At 61.2% G+C, this 19,734-nt stretch carries 18 protein-coding genes; 6 read left to right on the top strand and 12 right to left on the bottom strand.

The features are described 5' to 3' along the window. Positions 1 to 54 precede the first annotated feature (54 nt). Positions 55 to 1,059, top strand: coding sequence for an AraC family transcriptional regulator (locus GNF76_RS23350; RefSeq protein WP_155585441.1), 1,005 nt, complete (start codon positions 55 to 57; stop codon positions 1,057 to 1,059). Between the two features lie 47 nt (positions 1,060 to 1,106). On the opposite strand, the gene GNF76_RS23345 is transcribed toward GNF76_RS23350, so the two are convergent. Further along, positions 1,107 to 1,472 (bottom strand): response regulator, encoded by a 366-nt coding sequence (locus GNF76_RS23345; RefSeq protein ID WP_155585440.1) that lies wholly within the window; start codon positions 1,470 to 1,472, stop codon positions 1,107 to 1,109. 38 nt (positions 1,473 to 1,510) lie between these two features. After that, on the bottom strand, positions 1,511 to 2,197 hold the full coding sequence (locus GNF76_RS23340; RefSeq protein ID WP_155585439.1) for a Crp/Fnr family transcriptional regulator: 687 nt from the start codon (positions 2,195 to 2,197) through the stop codon (positions 1,511 to 1,513). An 83-nt stretch (positions 2,198 to 2,280) separates the two neighbouring features. On the opposite strand from GNF76_RS23340, the gene GNF76_RS23335 reads away from it, so the two are divergent. Next, positions 2,281 to 2,805, top strand: a complete 525-nt coding sequence (locus tag GNF76_RS23335; protein ID WP_155585438.1) for an Mpo1 family 2-hydroxy fatty acid dioxygenase — start codon at positions 2,281 to 2,283, stop codon at positions 2,803 to 2,805. Positions 2,806 to 2,921: 116 nt separating this feature from the next. On the opposite strand, the gene GNF76_RS23330 is transcribed toward GNF76_RS23335, so the two are convergent. The 6 genes from GNF76_RS23330 to dibA form a co-directional block, all read right to left on the bottom strand. Next, on the bottom strand, positions 2,922 to 3,902 hold the full coding sequence (locus GNF76_RS23330) for a sulfate/molybdate ABC transporter ATP-binding protein (protein ID WP_155585437.1): 981 nt from the start codon (positions 3,900 to 3,902) through the stop codon (positions 2,922 to 2,924). Positions 3,903 to 3,905: 3 nt separating this feature from the next. Then, entirely contained in the window at positions 3,906 to 4,778 is an 873-nt protein-coding gene (gene cysW, locus GNF76_RS23325; RefSeq protein WP_155585436.1) for a sulfate ABC transporter permease subunit CysW, read from the bottom strand. 13 nt (positions 4,779 to 4,791) lie between these two features. Beyond that, complete coding sequence (gene cysT / locus GNF76_RS23320; protein WP_155585435.1) at positions 4,792 to 5,610, bottom strand: sulfate ABC transporter permease subunit CysT; 819 nt, start codon at positions 5,608 to 5,610, stop codon at positions 4,792 to 4,794. A 134-nt stretch (positions 5,611 to 5,744) separates the two neighbouring features. Continuing rightward, complete coding sequence (locus tag GNF76_RS23315) at positions 5,745 to 6,755, bottom strand: sulfate ABC transporter substrate-binding protein (protein WP_155585434.1); 1,011 nt, start codon at positions 6,753 to 6,755, stop codon at positions 5,745 to 5,747. A gap of 77 nt (positions 6,756 to 6,832) precedes the next feature. Beyond that, on the bottom strand, positions 6,833 to 7,015 hold the full coding sequence (oscA, locus tag GNF76_RS23310) for a sulfur starvation response protein OscA (RefSeq protein WP_003170956.1): 183 nt from the start codon (positions 7,013 to 7,015) through the stop codon (positions 6,833 to 6,835). A 254-nt stretch (positions 7,016 to 7,269) separates the two neighbouring features. Continuing rightward, positions 7,270 to 9,180 (bottom strand): phosphodiesterase DibA, encoded by a 1,911-nt coding sequence (dibA, locus tag GNF76_RS23305; protein WP_155585433.1) that lies wholly within the window; start codon positions 9,178 to 9,180, stop codon positions 7,270 to 7,272. Between the two features lie 165 nt (positions 9,181 to 9,345). Between dibA and desA the strand changes: the two genes are divergently transcribed. Next, positions 9,346 to 10,530: a delta-9 fatty acid desaturase DesA gene (gene desA, locus GNF76_RS23300; RefSeq protein WP_155585432.1), complete on the top strand. Its 1,185-nt coding sequence runs from the start codon at positions 9,346 to 9,348 to the stop codon at positions 10,528 to 10,530. 303 nt (positions 10,531 to 10,833) lie between these two features. Beyond that, positions 10,834 to 11,847: a GGDEF domain-containing protein gene (locus GNF76_RS23295; RefSeq protein WP_155585431.1), complete on the top strand. Its 1,014-nt coding sequence runs from the start codon at positions 10,834 to 10,836 to the stop codon at positions 11,845 to 11,847. Here GNF76_RS23295 and GNF76_RS23290 read toward each other — a convergent pair. The 3 genes from GNF76_RS23290 to GNF76_RS23280 are packed head-to-tail and all read right to left on the bottom strand — an operon-like array spanning position 11,844 to position 16,275. Next, the gene (locus tag GNF76_RS23290) at positions 11,844 to 11,981 is read right to left on the bottom strand and encodes a hypothetical protein (protein ID WP_155585430.1); all 138 of its coding nucleotides are present in this window, start codon (positions 11,979 to 11,981) and stop codon (positions 11,844 to 11,846) included. The genes GNF76_RS23295 and GNF76_RS23290 overlap by 4 nt on opposite strands. Further along, on the bottom strand, positions 11,978 to 15,109 hold the full coding sequence (locus GNF76_RS23285; RefSeq protein ID WP_155585429.1) for an efflux RND transporter permease subunit: 3,132 nt from the start codon (positions 15,107 to 15,109) through the stop codon (positions 11,978 to 11,980). The genes GNF76_RS23290 and GNF76_RS23285 overlap by 4 nt, the downstream gene beginning before the upstream one ends. A gap of 2 nt (positions 15,110 to 15,111) precedes the next feature. Continuing rightward, the gene (locus GNF76_RS23280) at positions 15,112 to 16,275 is read right to left on the bottom strand and encodes an efflux RND transporter periplasmic adaptor subunit (protein ID WP_155585428.1); all 1,164 of its coding nucleotides are present in this window, start codon (positions 16,273 to 16,275) and stop codon (positions 15,112 to 15,114) included. A gap of 115 nt (positions 16,276 to 16,390) precedes the next feature. Here GNF76_RS23280 and GNF76_RS23275 point away from each other — a divergent pair, with 115 nt between their 5' ends. Beyond that, positions 16,391 to 17,812, top strand: coding sequence for an ATP-binding protein (locus GNF76_RS23275; protein ID WP_379652618.1), 1,422 nt, complete (start codon positions 16,391 to 16,393; stop codon positions 17,810 to 17,812). Positions 17,813 to 17,816: 4 nt separating this feature from the next. Further along, positions 17,817 to 18,491 (top strand): response regulator, encoded by a 675-nt coding sequence (locus GNF76_RS23270; RefSeq protein WP_155585426.1) that lies wholly within the window; start codon positions 17,817 to 17,819, stop codon positions 18,489 to 18,491. Here the strand turns inward: GNF76_RS23270 and GNF76_RS23265 are convergent. Beyond that, positions 18,488 to 19,702, bottom strand: a complete 1,215-nt coding sequence (locus tag GNF76_RS23265; RefSeq protein WP_155585425.1) for an HDOD domain-containing protein — start codon at positions 19,700 to 19,702, stop codon at positions 18,488 to 18,490. The genes GNF76_RS23270 and GNF76_RS23265 overlap by 4 nt on opposite strands. Positions 19,703 to 19,734: the final 32 nt, after the last annotated feature.

The following is a 19,734-nucleotide window of genomic DNA, read 5'->3' as shown; positions in this document are numbered from 1 at the left end:
CTGGCAGGACGCTAGCTCCGGACGCCAACCTGTTGACCGCAAGCGCCAATCAACATGACTGAACCCACTTCCCTTGCCAGCTGGACCCGCGCCTTGCGCAAGCAACTCGATGCCCTGGGCCTCGACAGCGCCGCGCTGTGCGTGCAAGCCGGGCTCGACCCGCAGCAGATGGACGATCCCAACGCCCGCTACCCCCTGTCGGCCACCACGCGCCTATGGGAGCTGGCGGTGCAGGCCAGTGGCGATCCCGCCATTGGCTTGCGGGTGTCACGTTTCGTCAGCCCCACCACCTTCCATGCCCTGGGCTATGCGTTGGTGGCCAGCGGCAGCCTGCGGGAAGTATTTGAACGAATCGTGCGCTACCACCCGGTGGTCAGCGACGCGCTGACGCTGGAGCTTAGTCGAATCGGCGAACGTTATTGCCTGCGCTTGCAGCAGCCCAACACCAGCCCGACGCCGGCGCTTGAAGCCATCGATGCCTTCGCGGCGATTTACGTGCGCACCTGCCGCAACCGCCTGGGCCGCGACTATGCGCCGCTGGCGGTGTACCTGAGACGGCCGGAGCCGGCGGACCCCAAGCCCTGGCACACGGTGTTTCGTTCCCCGGTATTTTTCGGCGCCGAGGAGGATCGCCTGGAGTTCGCCGCCCATGACTTCGACAGCCACCTGGACGACGCCAACCCGGAACTGGCCGCACACAATGAAACCGTGCTCAAGCGCACCCTCGCCCAACTGCAACCGCTGACCTGGGAACGCAAGGTACGCGCGGCCATCGAAGCGCAGTTACCGGAGGGTGAGCCAAGTGCCGAACGCATTGCCCAGACGTTGCATTTGAGCTTGCGCAGCTTGCAGCGACACTTGGCGGATGAGGGGTGTCGGTTTGATGCGTTGCTCAATGAGTGCCGCGAGAACCTGGCGCTGTTGCACCTGCGCGATCCGCAGTGCTCGCTGGCGGAGGTCAGTCATTTACTGGGATTTGCTGATACCAGCAGCTTCAATCGGGCGTTCAAGCGCTGGACGGGGATGACGCCGGGGCAGTTTCGGGATGGGTTGCGGTAAATATCTGTAGCCGCTGCCGAGGCACGAGGCTGCGGCTACAGGGTTTCTCAGCGCCCCCGATCACGCCGCAACAGCGTCCTCACCCGCGCCACCAACCCTTTGGCATCAAACGGCTTGAGTAAATAATCATCCTCATGCAGTTCCAACCCACGCAAACGGTCTTCAATGCCATCGGGCGTGGTCAGGAACAACACCGGCGTCTCACCCTTCAGCCGAATCGCCTGCTGCAGCTTCCAGGCATTCAGCCCAGGCAGCATCACATCGAGGATCACCAGATCGTACTCGGTGCTTTCGACAAAGCGCAGGGCCGCCATGCCGTTGGCCGCCACCTCCACCGTGTAACTGGCCTCCTCCAGGCTCTTGCCCATCCACTCGGCCGTCTCCGGCTCGTGTTCCACTAACAGCACACGCATAACACACCTCGAATAATCGTGACCGCAGGCTAACACCCTCAGGCGTGCGCCGCCTCGCGCAACCGCTGAACGTCGAGGATTTCGATCTCGCCATAGCCCAGGCGCACGATGCCTTGGCTTTGCAGGTCCTTGAGCAAGGCGTTGGTGGTCTGGCGTGACAGGCTTAACATCGCCGCCAGGTCTTCCTGGGGCAGTTGCAGCATTCGCCGCGCCTGTTCGATCTCGCCGTAGCCTTCGGCGATCATCAGCAGGCGGTGGGCCACACGCACCGACGCCGGCATCAGGCTCAGTTGTTCGATATTGATAAAGGTCAGGCGCAGCTTCTGGCTCATCAGCAGGGCCATGTCACGCCAGTAACGCGGGTGCTCTTCGAGGATCTGCAACATCGCCGGCTGCGGCACCTGCAGCAGGGTGCAGGGCCCGACGGCGCAAGCGTCATGGGTGCGGGGCAAACCGTCGAACACGGAAATCTCGCCAAACCAGTGGGGCAGCTCCACCAGGCTCAACACCGCCTCCTTGCCCTGTTCGCTCACCGCGCTGATGCGCACCGTGCCTTCCAGCACCGCGTACAGCCCGCACGGCGGGTCGCCGCGCTTGAACAGGTACTGCCCCGCCGTCAGATGCCGCAGGCGGGCGTTGGCCAGCAAGCTATCCTGCAAGGTAGCGGGCAAGTGGCTATACCAGTGGCCAGTCAGCAGCCGCGCATGCCATTTCGCTGCGTCCATGAGAACTCCGAAGATTGTCGCCCAGTTGACAGTTCGCCACAGGCTTACAGGGCATGATCAAACATCCTACAGGAGGAATAACAATGAAAAGCCTCGTCGACCACCTCAGTCAATACGCCGCCTACCACCGCGACCCGCGCAATATTGCCAGTCACTTCATCGGCATTCCGCTGATCGTGGTGGCCGTGGCGGTCCTGCTCTCGCGCCCCGAATGGTCGGTGGCCGGGCTGTGGCTGTCGCCAGCGGTGTTGCTGGCATTGTTCTCGGCCTGGTTCTACCTGCGCCTGGAACTGGCGCTTGGCGTGCTGATGACGGTATTGATGGGCTTGTCGGTATGGGCAGGGCATGTGTTGGCGGCACAAAGCACGCCGGTGTGGCTCGGCAGCGGCATCGGGATGTTTGTAGTGGGCTGGGTGATCCAGTTTGTCGGCCATTACTACGAGGGCAGAAAACCTGCGTTTGTCGATGACGTGTCGGGGCTGATTGTCGGGCCGTTGTTTGTGGTGGCGGAGCTGGCGTTTTTGTTGGGGTTGCGGCACGACCTCAAGCAACAGATTGAAGCGCGTTCGGGGCCGGTGACAGTCAGGGGCAAGCACGCCACAATGTAAAAATGTGGGAGCGGGCTTGCCCGCGATTACGGTGGATCAGCCAATACACTCATCAACTGACAGACTGCTATCGCGGGCAAGCCCGCTCCCACATTAGGTTTGTGGTGGCCCCAGACTCAGGCCTTTTGCCAGACCTTCGGCTTGAAGAACAACGTCTCGCCCCGCGCCAAACCGGTCAGGCTGTCGTGGTCTTTCACCACTTCAGCCTCAATCAGTTCGCTCTGGCCTTCGACTTTCAACGTCACCCGAGTCGTCGCACCCAGCGGCCGAATATCCCGCACCTCAGCCGCATGGTGATCTTCCAGCTCATGGCGTGACAGCGACACCTCATGCGGGCGGAACAACACGTGTTTGTCCTCGCCCAGGTGCAGGCGGTTGGAATCACCGAGGAAGTGGTAAACAAAATCGCTGGCCGGGTTTTCGTAGACGTCGCCCGGTGAGCCGATCTGCTCGATCACGCCCTTGTTCATCACCACGATGCGGTCAGCCACTTCCATGGCTTCTTCCTGATCATGGGTCACGAATACCGAGGTCAGGTTGATGTCCTCGTGCAGGCGCGCCAGCCAGCGGCGCAGTTCTTTACGGACCTTGGCATCCAGGGCACCGAACGGCTCGTCGAGCAACAGTACTTTGGGTTCCACCGCCAAGGCGCGGGCCAGGGCGATACGCTGGCGTTGGCCACCGGAGAGTTGTTCCGGATAACGGTCGGCCAACCAATCCAGTTGCACCATGTTCAGCAGTTCGTGAACCTTGGTCGCAATCTGGCTTTCGCTGGGGCGCTGGTTTTTCGGTTTCATGCGCAGGCCGAACGCGACGTTGTCGAACACCGTCATGTGGCGGAACAGCGCGTAGTGCTGGAACACAAAACCGACATTGCGATCACGCACGTCGTGGCCGGAGACGTCTTCGCCGTGGAACACAATGTTGCCGGTGTCCGGGGTTTCCAGGCCGGCAATGATGCGCAGCAAAGTGGTCTTGCCGCAGCCGGACGGGCCGAGCAACGCCACCAGCTCACCGCTCTGGATATCCAGGCTGATGCTGTCCAGGGCCTTGAAGGCGTTGAAGTTCTTGCTGACATTACGGACTTCGATGGACATGCGTTATTCCTCAGCTGCACTGGCGCGCAGGCGGTTGATACGGTTCTCGCTCCACTGCTTGAGCAGCAGGATGAAGAGCGCCAGGATCAGCAACAGGCTCGCCACCGCAAACGCGGCGACGTGGTTGTATTCGTTGTAGAGAATTTCGACGTGCAGCGGCAGGGTGTTGGTGACCCCACGAATGTGCCCGGACACCACCGACACCGCGCCAAACTCACCCATGGCCCGTGCAGTACACAGCACCACGCCGTAGATCAGGCCCCATTTGATATTCGGGACGGTGACGTGCCAGAACATCTGCCAGCCATTGGCGCCCAGCAGGCGCGCGGCCTCTTCTTCCTGGGTGCCCTGCTCCTGCATCAGCGGGATCAGCTCCCGGGCCACGAACGGCACGGTGACGAAGATCGTCGCCAGCACAATGCCCGGCAAGGCGAACACGATCTGGATGTCATGGTCCTGCAACCATGGGCCGAAGAAGCCCTGGGCACCGAACATCAACACGTAGACCAGGCCGGCGATCACCGGCGAGACCGAGAACGGCAGGTCGATCAGCGTCACCAGCATGCTCTTGCCACGGAACGAGTACTTGCTTACGCACCAGGCGGCGCTGACACCGAAGACCACGTTGAGCGGCACCGAAATCAGCACGGCGATCACCGTGAGCTTCAGCGCCGACAGCGCGTCGGGCTCGAAGATCGCAGCGAAGAATGCCCCCAGGCCGAGCTTGAGGCCCTGGGACACCACGATAAACAGCGGCAGCAGCAGAAACAGCGCAAAGATCAGCCAGCCAAGGCTGATCAGGATGCGCCGGGACACGGCACTGCCACGGCGGGCAGCGTTGGCCGAAGACGCGGCGGTAATAGACGATTGGGACATGTTCCGCGCCTCCTTATGGGGTTTCGATGCGCCGCTGCAACAAGTTGATCAGCAGCAACAGGACAAAGGAAACCACCAGCATCAGCACGCCGATGGAAGTCGCGCCGGTGTAGTCGTATTGGTCGAGCTTGACCATGATCAGCAGCGGCAGGATCTCGGTTTTCATCGGCATGTTGCCAGCGATGAAAATCACCGAACCGTACTCACCCACGCCACGGGCAAACGCCAGGGCAAAACCGGTCAGCCAGGCCGGCAGCAGCGCCGGCACCAGGATGTAGCGAAACACCTGCAACGGTTTGGCACCCAGGCAGGCGGCGGCTTCTTCGATTTCACGGGGGATATCGGCCAGTACCGGCTGCACGGTACGCACCACGAACGGCAGCGTGACGAAGGTCAGTGCCAGGGTGATGCCCAACGGGGTGTAGGCGATCTTGAAGCCCAGGTCGGCGGCGAACTGCCCCACCAGACCTGTCGGCGTGTACAGCGCGGTGAGCGCGATACCGGCGACGGCGGTGGGCAAGGCAAACGGCAGGTCGATCATCGCATCGATGATCTTGCGTCCCGGGAAGGTGTAGCGCACCAGCACCCAGGCCAGCAGCGTGCCGATCACGCCGTTGATGATCGCGGCGTACAGCGCAGTGCCGAAGCTCAGCTTCAACGCCGCCAGCACCCGCGGTGCGGAAATAATGGCCCAGAACTGATCCCAGGTGAGTTGGGCGGCATGGACGAACATTGCCGCCAGGGGGATAAGCACAATCAGGCTGAGGTACACCAAGGTGTAGCCCAGCGTCAGCCCGAAGCCGGGTATGACGGGGGAGATACGACGCGACATAAAAGTCCTTGGTTAGCGAACGCGCTTATGTGGGAGCTGGCTTGCCTGCGATGCAGGCACCTCGGTGTGTCAGTCACACTTCGGTGATGCTATCGCAGGCAAGCCAGCTCCCACACAATCCGGGTCAGTGATGCTTATTGTGCAGTGTAGATCTGGTCGAACACGCCACCGTCATTGAAGAATTTCGGTTGGGCAGTTTTCCAGCCGCCGAAGTCTTTGTCGATAGTCACCAGGTCCAGTTTCGGGAACTGCTGGGCGTACTTGGCGGCGACTTCCTTGTCACGTGGGCGATAGAAGTTCTTGGCCGCGATCTCCTGGCCAGCCGGGCTGTACAGGTGCTTGAGGTACGCGGTGGCGATCTCGGTGTTGCCCTTTTTCTCGGCGTTCTTGTCGACCACCGCCACTGGCGGCTCGGCGAGGATCGACAGGGACGGCACGACGATGTCGAACTTGTCGGTGCCACCGTCTTCTTTCAAGGCCAGGAAAGCTTCGTTTTCCCAGGCCAGCAACACGTCACCCTGACCGTTGTTGACGAAAGTAATGGTCGAGCCACGAGCCCCGGTGTCGAGGATCGGCACGTGCTTGAACAGCTCTTTCACGTACTCCTGAGCCTTGGCTTCGCTGCCACCGGCTTTCAGGCCATAAGCCCAGGCGGCGAGGAAGTTCCAGCGAGCGCCGCCGGAGGTTTTCGGGTTCGGGGTAATGACGGAAACGTCTTTCTTGATCAGGTCGCCCCAGTCCTTGATGCCTTTAGGGTTGCCTTTGCGCACCAGGAACACGATGGTCGAGGTGTAGGGCGTGCTCGCATCCGGCAGGCGGGTCTGCCAGTTTTCCGGAAGGGTTTTGCCCAGCTTGGCGATTTCGTCGATGTCGCCGGCCAGGGCCAGGGTCACTACGTCGGCACGCAGGCCATCAATCACCGCCCGGCCTTGCTTGCCCGAGCCACCGTGGGATTGCTGGATCTTGACGTTATCGCCCGGGTGCTCTTTCTTCCAGAAACTGGTGAATTCGGCGTTGTAGTCCTGGTACAGCTCACGGGTTGGATCGTACGAAACGTTGAGCAACTCGTAATCCTTGGCAACTGCGGAACCGGCAAACACGGCACTGGCCAATGCTGCCAGGGCATAACGGCGAATCGACGACATAGAGAAGCTCCTGAAATTCTTTTGTGTTGGCTTTTTCTTATAAGTGCGGGTCACGCAATCGAATCGCCGATCCTGCTTTAGCTCGGTTTGTTACCCGGGTTCTGCAGGCGGAATTTCTCTTTGCGTTCGATCTGTACCACTTGGGCGTTATGCACAGTGATTTCCACCGCACCAAACCGCAGATCGCGCAGGGCGCTCTGGATCTCGCGCAAAATGGCTGCTTCGTCCTGGCCGTCAACGCTACGTAGAGATGCGCTCATGGTCGTGCTCCTGAAATGAGAAGTGCCTGGCAGTGGCGGCACTGCTTGCGGCGTGAGGGCGATAGTAGATAAGCGCGGATATTCTTAAAAATACTATTTAAGAATGTTTATATAACCAGAAAGAATTTTCTGGCTAGACAGAGACTTGCGCCATTTCTGTAGCCGCTACCGAGGTACGAGGCTGCGATGGGCTGCGAAGCAGGCCCTGAGGGCGGCCCTGCGGACCGCATCGCAGCCTCGTGCCTCGGCAGTGGCTACAGGATTGCAGGCGCTCTTTGCCAATCAATTGCATGCGCCGGCATCGGCCGGCCAAACCAATAGCCCTGGCCCAGATCGCACTGGTGGTCCAGCAGGAACTGCGCCTGCTCCACCTGTTCGATCCCTTCGGCGTGGACCTGCATGCCCATGCTCTGCGCCAAGGCAATGACCACGCGAACAATCGCCGCGTCATCTTCATCCCACGGCAACCCGGCCACGAACCCTTGGTCGATCTTGAGCTTCTGCACCGGCAAACGCTTGAGGCGCAGCAGTGACGAATAACCGGTGCCAAAGTCGTCGATGGCCAGGCGCAAGCCCAGTTCCCGCAGGCGGTGCAGTTGTTCAAGGGCGGCTTCCGGGTCGTCCATCACCGCGCTTTCGGTGACTTCCAGCTCCAAAAAGGCCGGATCCAGGCCGGTGTCATGCAGCACCTTGGCCACTTGCTCATACAGTTCACGCCGAGCGAACAGGCGGCTGGAGACATTCACAGCGAGGAAGGACAAGGTCACGCCGTCGGCCAGCCATAGGCACATCTGGCGACAGGCCTGGTCCATGACCCAGGCATCAATCTCGGCGATCAACCCGGTACGCTCGGCAATCGGGATGAAATCTCCCGGCGACACCAGGCCGCGTTCAGGGTGCTGCCAGCGCACCAGCGCTTCGACCCCTATCAGGCGGCTGCTCTGCAAGTCGTGTACGGGCTGGTAGTAAACCCGCAGCTCCTGCTGGTCGAGGGCGCGGCGCAGTTCGCCGGCGATTTCCACCCGGTGCTGAGCGTGAGCAGTGAGTTCTTCGGTATACAAGGCATAGCCTTCGCGGCCGGCGCTCTTGGCCTTGAACAGCGCGGAGTCAGCGTTACGCAGCAGTTGCTCGGCGCTCAAGGCATCGCTGGGAAACAGGCTGATGCCGATGCTGGCGCTGATAAACAGCTGGTGGCCGTCGAAGATGAATGGGTCTTTCATCGCATCGAGGATGCGCTGCGCCAGGACGGCGGCCTGGGCCACCTGTGGACAACTTTCCGCCAGCACTGCGAACTCATCGCCCCCCAGGCGTGCCAGGGTAACGCCGGAGCCGAACAGGCCTTGCAAGCGTTCGCCTACGACTTTGAGCAACTGATCACCCACATTGTGGCCCAGGCTGTCGTTGATGATTTTGAAGTGGTCGAGGTCAATCAGCAGCAAGGCACACCCACGCTTGTGCACCTGGGCCGAGGCCAGCGCTTGCTCGGCGCGGTCGGTGAACAACAGGCGGTTGGGCAAGTCGGTCAGCGGATCGTGGTGAGCCAGGTGCGCCAGTTCGTGCTCGGAATGCTTGATCGCGCTGATGTCGGAGAACACCGCAACGTAGTGGCTGACCTGACCCTGATCATCACGCACCACCCGGATCGTTTGCCACTGTGGGTAAACTTCACCGCTTTTGCGCCGGTTCCAGATCTCACCGCTCCATTCGCCGCAGTGCTCCAGCGTCTGGAACATCTGCTGATAGAAACTGACCGAATGGCGCCCTGACTTGAACAGGCTGGGGCGATGGCCCAGCACGTCTTCGCGCCGGTAGCCGGTGATTTCGATAAAAGCACGGTTAACGTGAACAATCAGGCCCCGGATGTCGGTAACCAGTACCCCTTCGCGGGTGCAATCGAACACCGCTGCTGCCTGGCGCAGGCGTTCGCGGTTTTCCTTCAAGGGTTGCTGGATCAGGTTCGCCCGGGCAAAACGGGCGCACAGAAAGAAAATGACCAACGCACTGAGACCTGCCCACACGTAACCACCGATCAGTTGCCAGTGGATGATCCGCAGCGGTTCATCGAGAAGATTGATCAATAGATAATGACTGAGTTGTATCCCAACAATAGAAACCAGCAGGTATAACAGCCCCGCCCGCAGGGCACCTCGGTATGAAAACAGCATATGGTTAGCAATCCTTACTAAAAAACCAAATTCGCCCTACAAAGGTTGGGGATTATAGAATAAGAAACATCCAGTCACTCCTATCTGAAAGGGCGACTGGTTTTATCTGTGGGCTTAGTGATAATGCGTGAGCTGTTTTTTCTTTATCTGAGGGCCATACAGCCTATGTGGTACAACGGTTTTCTTGACTTGTCGCCTTGGCAACTGGTGGCAGTCACCCTGTTGATGACCCACGTGACCATTGTGGGCGTCACGGTCTATCTGCACCGCTATTCAGCCCATCGCTCCCTGGAGCTCAATGCCGGCCTGAAACACTTCTTCCGCTTCTGGCTGTGGCTGACCACGGCGCAGAACACTCGCGAGTGGACGGCCATCCACCGTAAACACCACGCCAAATGCGAAACCGTCGACGATCCCCATAGCCCGGTGATCAAGGGCCTGTCCACCGTCCTGCGCAAAGGCGCCGAACTGTACCGTGCCGAGGCGGAAAACCCCGAGACGCTGCGCATCTACGGCAAGAACTGCCCGGAAGACTGGATCGAACGCAACCTCTACACCCGTTTCCCGCTGTTGGGCGTCGCCATCATGGGCGTCATCGACCTGCTGCTGTTCGGCACCATCGGCATCACCATCTGGGCGATCCAGATGATGTGGATCCCGTTCTGGGCCGCCGGCGTGATCAACGGCCTGGGCCATGCGGTTGGCTATCGCAACTTCGAATGCCGTGACGCGGCGACCAACCTGATTCCCTGGGGCATCATCGTCGGTGGCGAAGAGCTGCATAACAACCATCACACCTACCCCAACTCCGCCAAGCTGTCGGTGAAGAAATGGGAGTTCGACCTGGGCTGGGCCTGGATCAAGGTGTTCAGCTTCCTGCGCCTGGCCAAGGTTCAGCGCGTTGCGCCGATTGCCCACCGGGTCGAAGGCAAGGGCCACCTGGACATGGACACCGCCATGGCGATCCTCAACAACCGTTTCCAGATCATGGCCCAGTACCGCAAGCTGGTGATCGCGCCGCTGGTCAAGCAGGAGCTGGAAAAGGTCGATCATTCGGTCCGTCACCAATTCCATCGCGCCAAGCGCCTGTTATCGCGGGAAACCAGCCTGCTGGATGACCGTCACCACGTGCGCATCCAAAGCATGCTGGAACACAGCCAGGCCCTGAAAGTGATCTACGAGAAGCGCCTGGCGCTGCAACAGATCTGGCTCAAGACCAGCACCAATGGGCATGACATGCTGGCGGCGATCAAGGAATGGGTCCACGAGGCCGAGGCCAGCGGGATTCAGTCCCTGCGCGACTTCGCCCATCAGTTGAAAACCTATTCGTTGCGGCCTGCCAAGGCCTAAAGGCCAAGCCGGCACATCCGTAGTAGCGGTGGCTGCGTCAGGGACGACGCGGTTTTCGCCCGGCTCGGTGGTTGCAGTGCGGCCGACGCAGCCTCGCCGGGGCTCGACAGCTGCTACGGGGATGTGGGGCGCCCCTTACAGGTTTTTGACGCCATTTCGCAGGCACCCCACTTTCCCGCTCAATCGCCCCCGATAACGGAACTTCGCTGCAAATCCCTCCTCTCAAGCAACGCTTTGCCATCCTGGCGAGCCTTGTTGTGACCGCTGTCCGATCCTGCGGCACGCCCAGAGAGACTTGTGCCGATGGTCCACGATACGACCACCCCAACACTGACACCCTCCCCGCCCACGGCTGACCAACCGCGCCCGGCTGCGGCCGCTACCTTGCTGGCCCTGATGCATGCCCAGGGCGAAGTGGAGCGTTTGAGCGAGCGCGAACAGTTACTGAGCTCGCTGCTGGTCAGCGTGAATGCCGTGCTCTGGGCAATCGAATGGGATACCCGTCGTGTACTGTATGTCAGCCCGGCCTACGAGCGCGTTTTCGGACGTATGGCAGGCTTGCTGCTGACCGATTATCGGGAATGGCGCAACAGCATCCACCCCGAAGACCTCGACTATGCCGAGCACAGCCTCGCCCAGGTTCTGGACAAAGGCGTGGTGGAAGACCGCGAGTACCGCATCATCACGGCAGACGGGCAGATCCGCTGGATCAGCGACAAGTGCTACATCAACCAGCACGCCGAGCCCGGACAACCGGTCATCATCGTGGGCATGGCCGAGGACATCACCGAAAAGAAGCAGTTGGAGCTGGAGTTGCACCGCCTGGCCACCACCGATGTGTTGACCCAGAGTAGCAACCGCCGGCACTTCTTTGAATGTGCCAACCGTGAATTCGACCGCGCCTGCGCCCAGGGCACCCCCCTGGCGTTCCTGTTGCTGGACATCGATGACTTCAAGGTCATCAACGACACCTACGGCCATCTGGAGGGCGATCAGGTGTTGCAGCGCATCGCCGGGAGCGGTCGAGGGGTTTTACGCCGTGGCGATCTGTTCGGGCGCATTGGCGGCGAAGAGTTCGCCGCCGTGCTGCCTGGTTGCGCACCCGAGATGGCCTTGCAAGTGGCGGAGCGGTTGAGGCACGAAATCCAACAGTTAAGTTTCAGCCATGAAGAGCAGGATTTCAGCGTGACGGTCAGCCAGGGCCTGGCCAATCTCAGCGCCGAGGATGCCAACCTGGACAGCCTGTTTGGCCGCGCCGATACGGCGATGTATGAAGCCAAGCGTCAGGGTAAGAACCGGGTGGTTCAATCAACTTAGGCATAAACTTGCCGCCCTGCCTTCCACCACACCGGCGTCGCTTCGCTGTCCGGTAAATCCTCCCCACCTTCACTGCAACTACCGGCCAACAGCCAGCCCATCAATAACCAGATGAAAAACCAACGCCTGGTCATTGCTCAGACTCCGTGGATACGGCAGCGGACGACTTGCGCGTAAACCACCCGCGAATCAACACAAAAAACAGCGGCACGAAAAAGATCCCCAACACCGTCGCACTGAACATTCCGCCCAACACCCCGGTGCCGATGGCCTGCCGGCCTGCTGACCCTGCGCCACTGCTCAAGGCCAACGGCAGAACACCGAACATGAACGCCAGTGACGTCATCAGAATCGGCCGTAAACGCAAGCGCGCCGCCGTCAACGTGGCCTCCACCAAGCCTTGGCCCTGCTCCTGCAAATGCTTGGCAAACTCCACAATCAGGATCGCGTTCTTGGCCGCCAACCCAACCGTGGTCAGCAGGCCGACCTGGAAATACACATCGTTCGACAGCCCCGTTACCCGCGTCGCCAGCACCGTACCGATCACGCCCAATGGCACCACGAGCATCACCGAGAATGGCACCGACCAACTCTCATACAACGCCGCCAGACACAGGAACACAAAGACGATGGACACCGCGTACAACAGCGGCGCCTGAGTACCCGCCTGACGCTCCTGGTAGGACTGCCCACTCCACTCGTAGCCGATGCCTTCGGGCAGTTGCTTGATCATTGCTTCTACTGCCGCCATCGCCTCACCCGAGCTGACGCCCGGCGCCGGGTCACCCACCAGTCCCAAGGAGGCGTTGCCGTTATAGCGCTCCAGTTGCGGCGAACCGTAATTCCAGGCGGCGCTGGCAAAAGAGGAAAACGGCACCATCTGCCCCAGACTGTTGCGCACAAACCAGCGGTCCAGGTCTGCGACCTGCATGCGCGCCTCGGCCTCGCCCTGGATGTACACCCGCTTGACCCGGCCTTGATTGAGGTAGTCGTTGACGTAATTGCCGCCCAGCGCCGCCGACAAGGTGTTGTTGATGTCGCTGGTGGACAAGCTCAACGCACCCGCCTTGCGATCATCGATACTAACCCGCAGCTCGGGCGTGTCATTCAGCCCGTTGCTGCGAACCCGTTGCAGCAGCGGATTCTGGTTGGCCTGGCGAATGAACTCGTCGCGGGCCTTGACCAGTGCATCGTGCCCCAGGCCACCGAGGTCCTTAAGCTGCACATCAAAACCCGAACTCTGCCCCAGCCCACGGATCGCTGGGGGCAAACTGACAAAAATGCTCGCATCACGCACGCTGGCCAGCGCCTGGCTGGCGCGCCGGGCAATCGACGCCGAGTCCTGGCCGGGGCCTGTGCGTTCGCTCCAATCCTTGAGCTTGATGAACGCCCGCCCGGTACTCTGCCCATTCCCGCCGATGCCCAGGCCGGCAATGCCGATCAGCGCGTCGACCTCGGGTTGCGCCAGCATGTAATCCTCGAGCTGGCTCATGGCTGCATCCATGCGGGTATTAGTCCCGCCCTCCGGCAGTTTGATCTGCGCCATCAGCGTGCCCTGGTCTTCATCCGGCAGAAAGCCTGTGGGCAACTGCACATAGACCAGGCCCATGGCACCGGCTATCAGCCCATACACCAGCAGCCCCGAACGTTTGCGCTTGAGCATCTGCCCCACGCCGGCCTGATAACGCTCGGTATTGCGCGCAAACATGCGGTTGAACCACCCGAAGAAGCCGCCACGGGCCCCATGATTGACGTCGCCGGGCCGCAACAGCGTGGCGCACAAGGCCGGGGTCAGGGTCATGGCGACAAACACCGACAACAGCATGGCGACCACGATGGTCACCGAAAACTGTCGGTAGATAATCCCTGTGGAGCCGCTGAAAAACGCCATGGGAATGAACACTGCCGACAACACCAGGGCAATCCCCACCAGCGCACCGGTGATCTCATCCATCGACTCACGAGTCGCCTCCAGCGCCGACAGGGCTTTTTCGGCCATGACCCGCTCGACGTTCTCCACCACCACAATCGCATCGTCCACCAGCAAGCCGATGGCCAACACCATGGCAAACATAGTCAGGGTATTGATCGAATACCCCAGCAACGCCAGCACCCCGAAGGTCCCCAGCAATACCACTGGCACGGTAATGGTCGGGATCAATGTGGCCCGTACATTTTGCAGGAACAGGTACATGATCAGCACCACCAGCACGATGGCTTCGCCCAAAGACTTCACTACTTCCTGGATCGACAGGCTGACAAAGGGTGTGGTGTCGTAAGCCACCACCGCCTCCAGTCGCAGCTCGCTGGGAAAAAACGGCTCCAGTTCGGCCAGTTTGGCCTTCACCGCATCGCCCACCGACAAGGCATTGGCGCCGGTGGCCAGGGTCACGCCCATGGACGCCGCCGGCTGGCCGTTGAGGGTGGTGATCACGTCATAGCTCTCGGCCCCCACCTCAATGCGTGCCACATCGCTGAGCAGCACCAGGGCACCGTCACTGGCTGACTTGACCACCACATTGCGAAACTCCTCCTGGGTCTGCAACTTGTTGCGCGCGGTAATGGTGGCGTTCAATTGTTGCCCCGCAACTGCCGGCAGTGCCCCCAGTTGCCCGGCCGAGACTTCGGTGTTTTGCGCCTGCAACGCGGTGCTGACATCCGAAGGCATCAGCGCGTACTTGGCCAACTTGGCCGGGTCGAGCCAGATACGCATGGCAAAGCCGGAGCCGAGCAACTGCACCTCGCCTACACCGTTGACCCGACTCAGTTGGTCCAGCAAGGTACTGTCGATGTAGTCGCCAATCTCGTTGCTGGTGACCTGACTGTTCCCCGACTTCAACGCCACCATCAGCAGAAAGTCAGAACTGCCCTTGGTCACCGTCACCCCTTGACTCTGTACGGTTTGCGGCAAGCGCGACTGGGCCTGCTGGAGCTTGTTCTGCACCTGCATCTGCGCCACATCCGGGTCGGTGCCGGGAGCGAAGGTCAGGGTGATGGTCGCGGTGCCTGCCGAACTGCTGGAGGCAGACATGTACAACAGGTTGTCCAGGCCGGTCATTTGCTGCTCGATGATTTGCGTCACCGAGTCTTCCACGGTCTTGGCCGAAGCGCCGGTGTAGATAGCGGAAATCCGTACGCTGGGTGGTGCGATATCCGGGTACTGTTCAAGCGGCAGTTGGCTGATGGACAGCGCACCGCCAAGCATGATGACGATGGCGATGACCCAGGCAAAAATCGGCCGGTCAATGAAGAAGCGCGCCATGTTCAGCCCTCCTTCTTCACAGAGACGTTTTCCACGATCGACACCGCCGCGCCAGGCCGGACTTTCTGCCCGCCCTCAACGATCACCTGCTCGCCGGCCGCCAGCCCCGAGGTCACCCACCACTGGTTATCCACGGCCCGGTCAACGGTGATTGGCCGCTGCTCAACCTTGCCGTCCACCACCAACAGAACGGACGTAGCACCGCTGGCAGCGCGGGTCACCGCTTGCTGCGGCACCAGGATCGCCTGGTCGTCCCGCGCCTGCTCCAACACACCCCGTACGTACATGCCTGGCAGCAACTGTCGATCGGGGTTGGCGATTTCGGCACGCAAGGTCACCGTGCCGGTGCCCTCGTTCACCCTGGCGCCGCTGAACTTCAAGCGTCCGGTGTGGTTGTAGAGGCTGCCGTCTTCCAGACGCAGGGACATGTCTGCTTCGCCCTCGGCAGCACTGCGCAAAGTGCCGGCCGCCAGTTCGCGCTGCAGGCGCAGCAACTCGGTGGTGGACTGGGTGACATCGACGTACAACGGATCGAGCTGCTGAATGGTGGTCAGCACCGTCTCCTGATTGGCCACCACCAAGGCGCCAGGCGTGACCGTGGAGGTTTCAATACGCCCGGAGATCGGCGCGACAATACGGGTGTAGGTCAGGTTGATCCGCGCGGTTTCCAGCGCCGCCTCGGCGAGTTTGGCGTCCGCCGCTGCGGTCTCAACATTGGCCTGGGCGTCATCGTTGTCCTGGCGGCTCAGCGCCTCGATGCTCGCCAGTTCAGCCGTACGTTTGGCCGTGACTCGCGCCGCCTTGAGGCTCGCACGGGACTTGGCCAGCGACGCCTCGGCTTGCGCCACGGTAGCGCGATACGGCGCCGCATCCAGCTCGTACAACACCTGTCCGGCCTTGACCTCGCTGCCTTCGACAAACAAGCGGCGTTGCACCACGCCGCCCACTTGCGGGCGCACCTCGGCCATCAACAGGGCCTGGGTGCGGCCCGTCAGCTCGGTGCGCAGTACCTGGCTTTGCGGTTTCAGGGTAATCACGCTGACCTCGGGGGCCGCCGGTGCTGCCGGCGGCTCATCCGAGGAGCAACCGTTCAGCAGTGAAAGCACCAGCAGCGCCATCACGAACGCGCATGTCACCAGGAATTTGGCGAGCAGTTTTGTCGACATAGAGGCCTCAGCAACAAAGGGAAAAGCTTGAGCGAGGCGTCAGGATGAGAGGCAAATGTGCAGGAAAATTGAAGATTGGCCCGCACCCTTGAAACCTGCACGTCAGCGGGCCTAAATGGACGGACATTCCGCGACTTGCCCACCGCCCATGAAGCTGAGTATTTCCACCAAACTGTTCGCCGCCATCTTTGCCAGCGTACTGCTGGTCATCCTGGTGATGAGTGCCGCCACTGGCTGGAGCTTTCAGCGCGGCTTTATCGGCTACCTCAACGATCAGGGGATAACACGCCTGGAGAAAACCTTGCCAAGGCTGGCTGAGTTCTACGCCCGGGAGGGCAATTGGCAGCGTTTTCGCGATGATCCACGCCAACTGTTCGAACTGATGCGGCCCATTCCGGGTGTGGATTTCCCGCTGGATACCCCACGGGAAGAAGCGATGATGCCCGACTCCACTGGCGCGCTGTTTCGCATGGCGCTGCTGGATGCACAGCAGCAGCGCGTGGCCGGCTACCGAAAAACCGGTGCACGAGCGATCATGCGCCCCATCCTGCTGGATGGAAAAACGGTCGGCTGGTTGGCCCTCGCGCCCTTTCAGAGCGTTTCAGAAGGCGGCGGCGAAATCTTTCGACGCTACCAACTCCACACCAGCCTGATCGTCGGTATTGGTTCCCTGCTGCTGGCCACACTGATCGCCTGGTGGATCTCCCGCACGCTTCTTGGCCCAGTCAAACGTGTGGCAGCCGCCACCCACCGACTGGCCGCCGGTGAGTACAGCTGCCGAGTGTCGGTGGCGTCCCAGGATGAAGTCGGGCAACTGTCCCGGGACTTCAATCAACTGGCCCTGACCCTTGAGCGCAATGAACGTATGCGTCGCGACTTCATGGCCGACGTCTCCCATGAACTGCGCACACCCCTGGCGATCTTGCGCGGTGAACTGGAGGCCCTTGAAGACGGCGTACGCCCCCTGGACCGCAATGCCCTATGGTCACTGCAAACCGAAGTGGGCCTGCTGGGTAAACTGATCGAAGACCTGTATGAACTGTCCCTGGCGGACGTCGGCGCCCTGACCTATCGCAAAAGCAAAGCCGACGTGGGCGCACTACTGAGCCAGAGCGTCGAGTTGTTTCGCGAGCGCAGCGTGGCCCGCTGCCTGAACCTGGAGCTGAAACTGCCGGCCAGGCCATACGTTCTGGAAGTGGATGCCAGCCGCATGCAGCAGCTGTTCAGTAACCTGCTGGAAAACTCGATGCGCTACACCGCGGCCGGCGGCCATGTACGCCTCAGCCTCAGGCCCGATGGGCAAGCGTTGATCATTGATATTATCGACTCCGCGCCCGGGGTGAGCGCCGAGCAACTGCCACACCTGTTCGAACGGTTCTATCGTGGCGACGTGTCGCGCAATCGGGCCAATGGTGGCGCAGGCCTGGGCCTGGCGATTTGCCGGAACATCGTCGAAGCACATGGTGGCCGGATCGATGCGGCTCACTCGCCGGAAGGTGGGTTGTGGCTGAGCATCCGCCTACCTTGGGAGAATTGAACCAATGACTGCCGAAGCACCGATCCTGGTGGTTGAAGACGAACCCAAACTGGCCGCGCTGCTGCGTGACTACCTGGTCAATGAAGGCTACGAGGTGAAGTGCCTGGATAACGGCCTGGATGTCGTACCCGCCGTGGCGGTGTTCAATCCACGTCTGATCCTGCTGGACTTGATGCTGCCGGGGCGCGATGGCCTGGAGGTCTGCCGTGAGCTGCGCACCTTCAGCGCGGTGCCGGTGATCATGATCACCGCCCGAGTCGAAGAAATCGACCGCCTGCTGGGGCTGGACCTGGGCGCCGATGACTATATCTGCAAGCCCTTCAGCCCTCGGGAGGTCGTGGCCCGGGTCAAGGCTATCCTGCGGCGCGGAGCCCTGTTGGAAGCGCTCCCCACCCCACGCCTGGTCATCGACGAGGAACGTTATTGTGCCCAGTTTGGCGGTATCGCCCTGGACCTGACACCGGTTGAACTGCGCCTGCTCAAGACCCTGGCGAACACCCCGGGACGGGTGTTTTCCCGCGATCAATTGCTGGACAGGTTGTACTTCGATCACCGGGTGGTCACCGACCGAACGGTGGACAGCCACATCCGCAACCTGCGCCGCAAACTGGAACATGCCTGCCCCGGGCAGGACCCGATTCGCTCTATCTACGGCGTGGGCTACAAGCTGGAGCTTTAGCGCCTTGTAAGCCGCATCCGGGTCAGCTCCGGCAACCCGACCTTGAGCAACCGCGCGGTCTTGCTTCTGGCCAGTTCCTCGACGCCTTCATGCTCGGTCAGCCGCGCCAATTGCGCGGCCATGTTCATCACCAGCGCTTCGCGGGAATACACCCCGCCCTCCAGTGAATAAACCGCCGCGATCAACTGCCGCAATTCCAGAGGCAAGCGCCAGCGGGTGCGCAAAGCCGAGCCGTAGCTGGCGCCAAAGGTAAAGAGCGACTCGCCAATCAGTTCGTCATCCAGTTCCCCGCCACCCTGGCGCCACTCCTGCAAGCAGCGCAGCAGCGCCAGGTCGCCCAAGCGATGGAGAATGCCGGCGCTGTAGCAGCGTTCGTGATCCAGGTCGAGCATGCGCGCCAGGGAGCGGGCGTACTCGGCGGTGCGCTGGGACAGTTGCCAGTGACGCTCGGCGTAATCCATCAGGCCAGGGTCGCTCAAGATCACGTTGTGCTTGAGGGCCAGGCCGAGGATCAGGTTCATGCTCTGCCCGGCGGCCAGCTTGTGCAATGCCATGGACAGGGTGTGCACCGGCGTACCGTGATGGCCGGCACTGTTGGCGGCGGCGATCAGCACGGCGGTGATTTGCGGGTCCACACGCACCTGCTCTTCCAGGTGCCGGAGGTCCAGGCCTTGCGGTTCAAGGCTGTGTTGCACGGCGGCCTTTACGTCGACTCGCAACGGCGCCCCATCAGACGTTTCCCGGCGGCGTTCAAGAAACACCGGCAAGGTCATGCCCGGTGCCAACGCCGGGACATCGCAGTAAACCGTCTCGCCTTCGTTAAGCAGCAGGTCTTGCAGACGCTGGGTCAAGCCTTCCATATTCAAGGGTTTGGTCAGGTACGCCGTCGGCGCCAGGGGCAAGGCTTCGCGCACACTGGTGCTGTCATTACGGGTACTGATCAGGATAAACGGCAACGCCGGGGACCGCCGCTGCTGGCGCACGCTGCGCAACAGGCTCAAGCCGTCGACACCGGGCAGCTCCCAGTCGGCAATGATCAGGTCGTAGGTTTTTTCACTCAGCATCAAGGCCGCTTGCTGGCCGTCCGCACACAGGTCCAGCCGTGCGTCACAGCGCACATTCAACAGCACCTGCTTGAGCAGATCCCGCGACCAGGGATCTGCCTCGGCAATCAGCACACAGGGTACAGCAGGTAAATCAACAGCAGTCATCCAGGACGCTCCACACGCAATGTTTGCACCTT

It is taken from the genome of Pseudomonas spelaei (genome assembly GCF_009724245.1).
Classification (GTDB): domain Bacteria; phylum Pseudomonadota; class Gammaproteobacteria; order Pseudomonadales; family Pseudomonadaceae; genus Aquipseudomonas; species Aquipseudomonas spelaei.
Note: the sequence above shows the minus strand (reverse complement) of the source record. Positions and strands in the feature narration are given on the sequence as shown.